This window comes from Novosphingobium sp. AAP1 (assembly GCF_001295765.1).
In the GTDB taxonomy this organism is placed as follows: domain Bacteria; phylum Pseudomonadota; class Alphaproteobacteria; order Sphingomonadales; family Sphingomonadaceae; genus Novosphingobium; species Novosphingobium capsulatum.
This window is the reverse complement of the sequence record NZ_LJHO01000033.1, coordinates 1-7,507: the sequence shown is the minus strand read 5'-3', so window position 1 is coordinate 7,507 and position 7,507 is coordinate 1. Positions and strand designations below refer to the sequence as shown.

Sequence of the window (7,507 nt, the reverse complement as noted above, 5' to 3'; positions counted from 1 at the left end):
GGTTTTTACCCCTATATAATTTGCGTGAGTCGTACCAATGGTCTGATTTCCAAGCGGATCAGTAACCGTAAACGTATAATTACCCGCTGAATCCGGTCCGGCATATGCATAATGAACTGTCTGTGGCGCCGAATTGCAGGTATTGTCAGAAATTCCACATGAGTATGACCCAAGATTAACAGCTGATACGGAAGACAGAACCCCCCAATTTGCGTTAGTATCACTGTTAACATCAGAAACGTAACTGTATTTCAACATATATCCGCGACTATCGGTCACAGATTTTAGTCTATAGTAAAAATCATCTCTACCTGCAGCGCCCGACCCAGAGTGAACCCGAAAATTGTTGTAAGCCAAGTTGATAACTCTACCATCTGGATATGATATAGATCTTCCTATTAGAGCTGGCCAATACCCGAGCCCTAAATAGTGTGTGTATGACGGACTGGCTTGAAATACAGCGTAAAATTGGTACACTACGCCATCTCGGTCCACAAACTTACTTCCATCAAAAGATGAACCATCCGCGTATTGAGCGACCCAGACTCCATTTGTATAATTAAATGTATACGCCTTTTCATCAATCATAACTGTAACAGGGGAATTTAGTTGTCCCGTTGTGGCGCTATAAGTTCCAGCGACAGCAATAAGAAAATTTCTGGCATCGGCTGTATACGATGAACGAATAAGCTGGAGGGGAGCGTCACTCGGGCCTATGCTGAGATCGACAATATGCGGACGAACCTGCCCGTTGGAGAGATCGATTCCGTTGCTGTCCACCGTGGAATTATAAGTTGGTGCAGGAGCAGTGCTTTGCGCAACCGCAAGCGCGGGAAACACAATGCAGCTCGCGGCGGACCCCAGCAGCACGGCGTAAAGAGAATTTTCCCGCTTCATCATATAATTACCCCCCGGAAGACACGCCAAACTAAATCGAAAAAGTCGGAGGAAGTAATTAACTTTCTGTAATTTTTTACAGTATGTTACCAATACGTTTCTCGAGCGGGCGTCTGCCAAAATGGTGGTACCAACCCATGAGACCTAGCTGTCTAATTGTGAGCCCTTCTCGCCGACCTCCGCAGCTCACCCGACGTATGGGACGACTTCCTGCACGCCAATTTCGACGATCCCGAAACCATCGAAGACATCAAACGCCACAAGCCGCGGTAACAATCGGGCGGTTACGTAGAGTCACCGTAACCGTCCGGTGAGCCGCGCTTGCTGCTGCCGTCCGGTGTGCCAGGACGTCCTATAGGTCGTGCAATAGGGCGCGCTTAGGACAACCATGACACAGGTAACGGTGCTGACGGGGGTGCGACGCCGCCGGGATTGGACGGATCAGGATCGCCTGGAGATTTTGCGCGAGGCATTCTCACCGGGTGCCTGTGTGGCAGATGTTGCGCGCCGCCATGATGTTTCCCGAAGCTTGATCTACTTGTGGCGCCGGGCGGCCTTGCGGCAGGTCCAGGAGACATTTGTTCCGGCGGTGATCGAGGACGAGCCCGGGACCACGGCCAACGCTTCAGTGGAAGAGCCGGAAGCCGCGATTGTGCTGGACTTCGCCGATGGCCGACGATTGCGGATTTTCGCCTCGGCCTCGCCCGCGCTTGCTGTGGCTGCCTTGAAGGCGATGCGATGATTCCGGCGGGTGCGCGGGTGTGGATTGCGATGGGCCATACCGATATGCGGCGCGGGATGCAGAGCTTGGCCGCAATGGTCCAGCAGCACTTCACCAAGGATCCGTTCGGCGGTGACCTGTGGGTCTTCCGTGGCCGCTCCGGATCGCTGGTGAAGATCATCTGGCACGACGGGATCGGCATGTCGCTGTATGCCAAGCGGCTCGAGAAGGGTCGGTTTGTGTGGCCGTCGGCGAAGGACGGGACGGTCTCGCTGACGAGTGCGCAACTGGCTTGCCTGCTGGACGGGATCGACTGGCGCAACCCGCAGTATTCGTGGCGCCCGCAGAGCGCAGGATAGCCGATAATCCAAGCATTTCGGGCTTGCTTCGAGAGGTTGTCAGTGATTCACTCACGCCCATGGAAGCTGCTGTTTCGCCCCTTCCGGATGATGCCGAAGCGCTCAAGGCGCTGCTGACGCTGGCGCTGCAGAAGGCCGACGCGGCCGAGCAACGCGCCGCCGTGGTCGAGGCCGAGTTGGCCAACGCGCGAGCCCTGGCCAGCGCCACCGAAGCGATGATTGCGCATCTCAAGCTGCAGAACGCCAAGTTGCGCCGTGAGCAGTACGGGGCCAGTGCCGAGCGCACCGAGCGGCTGCTTGCCCAGTTCGAGCTTGGGTATGAGGATCTTGAAGTCGATGCGGCGGAAGACGAGTTCGCCGCAGCGAAGACGACGACCATTTCCGCGTTTGAGCGCAAGAAGCCGGTCCGCAAGCCGTTTCCCGAGCACTTGCCGCGCGAGCGCGTGGTTGTTTCCGCGCCATGCTCGTGCCCGGCCTGTGGCAGCGACCGCCTGTCCAGACTGGGCGAGGATGTGACCGAGACGCTCGAAGTGATCCCGCGCGCGTGGAAGGTCATTCAGACGGTGCGCGAGAAGTTCGCCTGCCGGGCCTGCGAGAAGATCACGCAGCCACCAGCACCGTTCCACGTCACCCCGCGCGGGTGGGCCGGCCCCAGCTTCCTCGCCATGCTGATGTTCAACAAGTACGGCCAGCATCAGCCGCTCCACCGCCAGGCCGAGCGTTTTGCCTGCGAAGGCGTCCCGCTCAGCGTGTCGACGCTGGCCGATCAGATCGGGGCTGCGTGCCACGCGCTCATGCCGATCTACCGGATGATCGAGGCCCACGTCCTTGCCGCCGAGCGCATCCATGGCGACGACACAACCGTGCCGGTCATGGCCAAGGGCAAGACCGATACCGGCCGACTATGGGACTATGTGCGCGATGATCGGCCGTTCGGCGGCTCTGATCCGCCGGCAGTCATCTTCCACTACTCGCGCGACCGACGCGGCGAGCATCCTCGATCACATCTCGCGTCCTGGTCAGGGATCCTGCAAGCGGATGCCTATGGCGGCTACGGAGATCTGTATGTTGCCGATCGTCAACCCGGGCCGATCCTGGAAGCAGGGTGCTTCGCGCACGCCCGCCGGAAGTTCTTCGAGCTTGCCGACGTCGAGGGCGCGGCACGCAAGAAGAGCCGCGGCGAGAAGGCGCCGGTCATCTACCCGATCGCGCTGGAGGCCGTGCAGAAGCTCGACGCCCTGTTCGCGATCGAGCGCGATATCAACGGCAAGAACCCCGCCGAGCGGCTCGCCAGCTGCCAGGAGTTGAGCGCGCCGCTGATGGCGGAACTGCACGAGTGGCTGAACGCGCAACTCGCCAAAATCTCCCGCAACCATGATGTCGCCAAAGCCATCAACTACATGCTGCGTCGCTGGGGCGCGTTCACCCGGTTCCTTGATGATGGCAGGGTCTGCCTCTCGAACAACGCCGCCGAACGGGCGCTGCGCTGTGTGCCTCTAGGACGCAAGTCGTGGCTGTTCTGCGGGTCGGATCGCGGCGGCCAGCGCGCCGCCATCGCTTATTCGCTGATCCAGACCTGCCGGCTCAATGACCTCGATCCGCAAGCCTGGCTCGCCGACACCCTAGCCCGCATCGCAGACCATCCGGTCAACCAACTCGAAGCGCTGCTGCCCTGGAACTGGTGCGCCAATCAGCGAGCAATCGCCGCCTGATCGAAACACGCTGCGGCCTTCGGCGTATGCTTACATGGCTTATCCATGCGAGGCGGTAGCAATCGGGCGGTTACTCAGAACCCCCACGCCGGGAATGGATGTGAGCCGACGTGCAGCCGCATCATTGCGAGCCAGTTCGACGAACTCGCCGTTCAGAGCTTCGATCCTGGTATCGAGGCCGCGCCATTCGGCACGTAGTTCGCCAACCAGCTGCCACAGGCGTGGTGACAAGGTCGTAGCCTCTTCTGCCAGCATGGCATCAATGCCGAGTTCTAGCTTACGCCGGCCGACCGGGAAAGTGGTGCCCCTCTCGAGCAGGATCGCCCGGAGTTGGTTGATCAGGCTCCTGCGCTCGGCCACCAATCGGGATCGGACACGGTGGAGGGTCTGGATATCCAGCTGCTCCTGGGTCTTGAGTTCGACGAAGCGCATGGTCGGACGCGAGGCTGCCTCGGCAATCCCCTCGGCATCGCGATCATCGTTCTTCTGCGCTTTGACATAGGGCCGCACGTACTCCGGTGACATCAGCCTGATCTCGTGCCCCTGCGCGGCGAAGATGCGCCCGAGGTTATGGGCACCACAGCACGCTTCCATCGCAACGACACACGCAGGAAGCTTCGCCACGTAGTCAATCAGCGTCTGGCGCCGCATCGACCTACGTATGACGACAGCGCCTGCCGCATCGACGCCGACCACGCTGCAGGCATTCTTGCCCAAATCAACGCCGAGGATCACAATAGACATCGGTCCGCTCCTTTCCTTCTCAAGCGCCGGCATCTTATCCGATGCCGGGGAAAAGGGGCGGGCCATCCCATTAAGACTGGCCATGCTGTCGAGCAGGACCGTCCCGACGTCCTGAAGCAGCGTCACCACTGGTTCGACGGCCAGATCGATCTGGAACCCGAGCGCCTGGTCTTTATCGACGAGACGTGGACCGCCACCAACATGACCCGCAGCCATGGCCGTTGCGCCAAGGGTGAGCGGCTGCGGATGGGCTACCCACATGGTCATCGCAAGACCACCACGCTGGTTGCAGGCCTGCGGATGACCGGCATGGTCGCGCCGATGGTGCTGGACGGGCCGATCAACGGTGACTGGTTCGAAGCCTACGTGGCGCAGGTTCTCGTGCCCGAACTGCGGCCCGGTGACGTCGTCATCATGGACAACCTGTCGAGCCACAAGCGCCCCGCAGTCCGCGACCGGATCGAGGCGGCAGGAGCAACACTGCGCTTCCTCCCGCCCTACAGCCCCGACTTCAACCCGATCGAGAAGGCCTTCTCCCGGCTCAAGGCCATGCTCCGAAAAGCAGGCGCACGAACCGTCAGCGGCCTGTGGGACCTCATCGGCAAGCTCGTCGACATCTTCCGGCCCGCCGAATGCGCCAACTACTTCAGTTCATGCGGATATGATCCAGACTGATCGAAAATCGCTCTAAGAGAGCCGCTCTCTTCTGACTTTGAGGTCAATCTGAAAAGATACGCAAAAGTAGATCATCCAGATAGCCACGCCCATCAAAGGAGATTTTGACATTAGCACACCAACTATAGCCAAAGTTATAGCAAAAACGTAACGCAATAATATATTTAAATTACAAATTTTTTTAACAAAAATTGGTTTAAAATTAAGAAAAACATGAAATATAAAGTAAATTTCAAGTAATTATCGCGCCAATGATTTTGAAATATGTGCTCCCCCGCCCCATAGAGCACGGCAAGGCCAAACGTTAAAAATATATAATTTTTAACCATATTAACAACCTTTTTTAATAACAGCACCTTTAAATTTCATTGTCGCCGCACCAAGTGGTGGCGCGATCTTTCCATCTAATGGAGAAATACCGTTATCGACTGATATTGTCCCGAACGAACCAGATGGGCCAAGATTTCCACGGGACAGCCGAGCACCGGAAACACCGATCCCTGCCCACTCGACATGGAAGAAGGAAATTTGGAAAGTGCTATCAAGCGAATTGAAGCCAGGGACTGTTCCCTTTACCTCGTAAGACCCTGCAGCTAGCCCGACAGCCACTCCTGTCGTCTCAAATGAGACGGTGGCTCCGCCCGGTCTAGTATCGGTAAGTGTCCCAGTTAACTTAAATCCACCAACAATGTCCGCAATTCCAACAAGGTGCCCAGAAAGAGCAACATTTCCTGGATTACTAGACGTCGCAGAACAGTCATTTTTTTTGAATTATCATCTACTGGGTCACCACTCCCCGCCGAGCTATCTTTCACATTTTTGTCTGGAATTCCGTACAATTGCCCAGTTGCGCTAAGATTTCCTAATGTAATTGCAACACTTTCCCTGGCGTGCCTTACTATAATATCCTCAATACGATAAGTTCCTTGTGGATCTGTACCATTAACCGGATCTCCGTCGACGTAGTTATACCAGTTGATCCCATCGTTATATCCGATGGGATCGGTTTGCATGAAGCGACCGAGGCTGGGGGAGTACCAGCGGGCCTTGTAGTAAGCGAGACCAACCTCAGGGAACCAAGCCTGGCCGGTATACTGGAAGCGGCCGATGTTGTTGGCACGCGGAATGCCGAACTCGTCATAGGCATTGGTGCCCAGGACGTTGCCCGAGCCATCGGTCACGGCAATGATCGAGCCGCGCTCGTCGGCCTGTAGGAAGCGCCGATCGGTCAGGCCCGAGCCTTCGTACCACACCACCGGCTCATCCGTGCCAGGGCCTGGCACATAGCGGCGCAGCGTCGCTCCTGAAGAACCCGATACTTCCGCCAGAATGGCTGTGCCATCATAGACAAACCGCGTCGAGGCGGGAGCGTTATATTCGATCAGGCGCCCCGCCCCGTCATAGCGCATCGTCGCGGAGGGACCGGAGGTCATCTCGTTGAGCTTATCGTAGCCGTAGCTTGAGTTGCCCGAAGAGGTCAGGTTCCCACGACCATCGTAGCCAAACGCGACCCCGCCCGCGGCAGTGTACTGGTTCAGCCCGTTGGTCGTATAGGCGCGACTGGTGTTCACGGCTCCGGTCCAAGCGTAGGCATCATTGCTGCGAACGAGGCTAGTAATTTGCGAAGCAGGATTGTAGCCGATCGCAGTCCCGGTCCCGCCCACAGCACCAATGAGATTATCGTAGGCCGTCCCGCCCAGGTCAAGCTTCAGGCCGGCAAGGCGGCTGACACTATCATAGGCATATGTGCGCGTCGTACCGTTGCCATAGGTGACGGAACTGCGGCGTCCCAATGTGTCGTAGCTATAGGACGCCAGGACGCCCACGCCCGAGGTGGCACCATTCTCGCGGATTGCGGTGACATTGCCGGCGAGATCGTAGTCGTATGTGACATAGTTGGTATCGCCCCAGGTCAGGCGAGTCCGGTTGCCGGCAACGTCATAGAGATAGCTGACCGACCCGAATGGCTGCGTCTCGCTGCTCAGGCGGCCCAGGCCATCGTAAGCATAGGACAAATTGACCCCGTCGCCAGGACGCTGCACATTTGTCACTTGGCCCAGCAGATTATAGCTGAAGTTTACCGCGTTTTCGCCGTTCGGCGTGCGCGAGGCCATGCGCCCGAGGTTGTCGTAGGTGAAGGTGATTGTATTGCCGTCGCGCAAGCGACGCTGGGTCACGTTGGAATTGGCATCGTAGGTCAACTGCTCGTAGTCGGTCGTCGAGCTTGAGGCAGCGCCCTGCGTCGGAGAAGGGTAGCGCGTCTGCGACAGGCGATCGAAGCCATCATACACGTAGGTCGTCAGATTGTTCTGACCATCCTTCACCGACGCCAGTTTGCCGTTAGCCGTGTAGGTATTGGTCTGGGTGGTGGATTGGGCAGAAGTGCCCACACCTTCCGT

The 7,507-nt window shown here is 57.7% G+C and carries 5 protein-coding genes and 2 pseudogenes; 4 read left to right on the top strand and 3 right to left on the bottom strand.

Going from position 1 to position 7,507, the window contains the following annotated elements; all coding sequences use genetic code 11:
* On the bottom strand, positions 1-900 hold a 900-nt coding region (locus IP65_RS22085), incomplete at its 3' end, for a hypothetical protein (protein WP_231627884.1).
* Between the two features lie 385 nt (positions 901-1,285).
* Between IP65_RS22085 and IP65_RS20530 the strand changes: the two genes are divergently transcribed.
* Genes IP65_RS20530 through IP65_RS20520 form a run of 3 tightly spaced genes read left to right on the top strand, consistent with a single transcriptional unit; the run spans position 1,286 to position 3,689 of the window.
* Positions 1,286-1,639, top strand: a complete 354-nt coding sequence (locus IP65_RS20530; RefSeq protein WP_054132892.1) for a transposase — start codon at positions 1,286-1,288, stop codon at positions 1,637-1,639.
* A complete protein-coding gene (gene tnpB / locus IP65_RS20525; protein ID WP_054132891.1) occupies positions 1,636-1,977 on the top strand; it encodes an IS66 family insertion sequence element accessory protein TnpB in 342 nt (113 codons plus the stop codon). The genes IP65_RS20530 and tnpB overlap by 4 nt, the downstream gene beginning before the upstream one ends.
* 59 nt (positions 1,978-2,036) lie before the next feature.
* A complete protein-coding gene (locus tag IP65_RS20520) occupies positions 2,037-3,689 on the top strand; it encodes an IS66 family transposase (RefSeq protein ID WP_054132890.1) in 1,653 nt (550 codons plus the stop codon).
* A gap of 51 nt (positions 3,690-3,740) precedes the next feature.
* On the opposite strand, the pseudogene IP65_RS20515 reads toward IP65_RS20520, so the two are convergent.
* Positions 3,741-4,433, bottom strand: a pseudogene (locus IP65_RS20515) (IS110 family transposase); the annotation flags it as partial.
* Positions 4,434-4,505: 72 nt separating this feature from the next.
* Here IP65_RS20515 and IP65_RS20510 point away from each other — a divergent pair.
* A pseudogene (locus tag IP65_RS20510) lies at positions 4,506-5,108 on the top strand (IS630 family transposase); the annotation flags it as partial.
* A 668-nt stretch (positions 5,109-5,776) separates the two neighbouring features.
* On the opposite strand, the gene IP65_RS20505 reads toward IP65_RS20510, so the two are convergent.
* Positions 5,777-7,507 (bottom strand): RHS repeat-associated core domain-containing protein (locus IP65_RS20505; protein WP_197279316.1); only part of this gene is annotated, 1,731 nt, incomplete at its 5' end.

Coding starts and splice junctions, on each gene's coding strand:
- IP65_RS20530 (WP_054132892.1), top strand. CDS start 1,286: ATGACACAGGTAACGGTGCTGACGGGGGTGCGACGCCGCCGGGATTGG.
- tnpB (WP_054132891.1), top strand. CDS start 1,636: ATGATTCCGGCGGGTGCGCGGGTGTGGATTGCGATGGGCCATACCGAT.
- IP65_RS20520 (WP_054132890.1), top strand. CDS start 2,037: ATGGAAGCTGCTGTTTCGCCCCTTCCGGATGATGCCGAAGCGCTCAAG.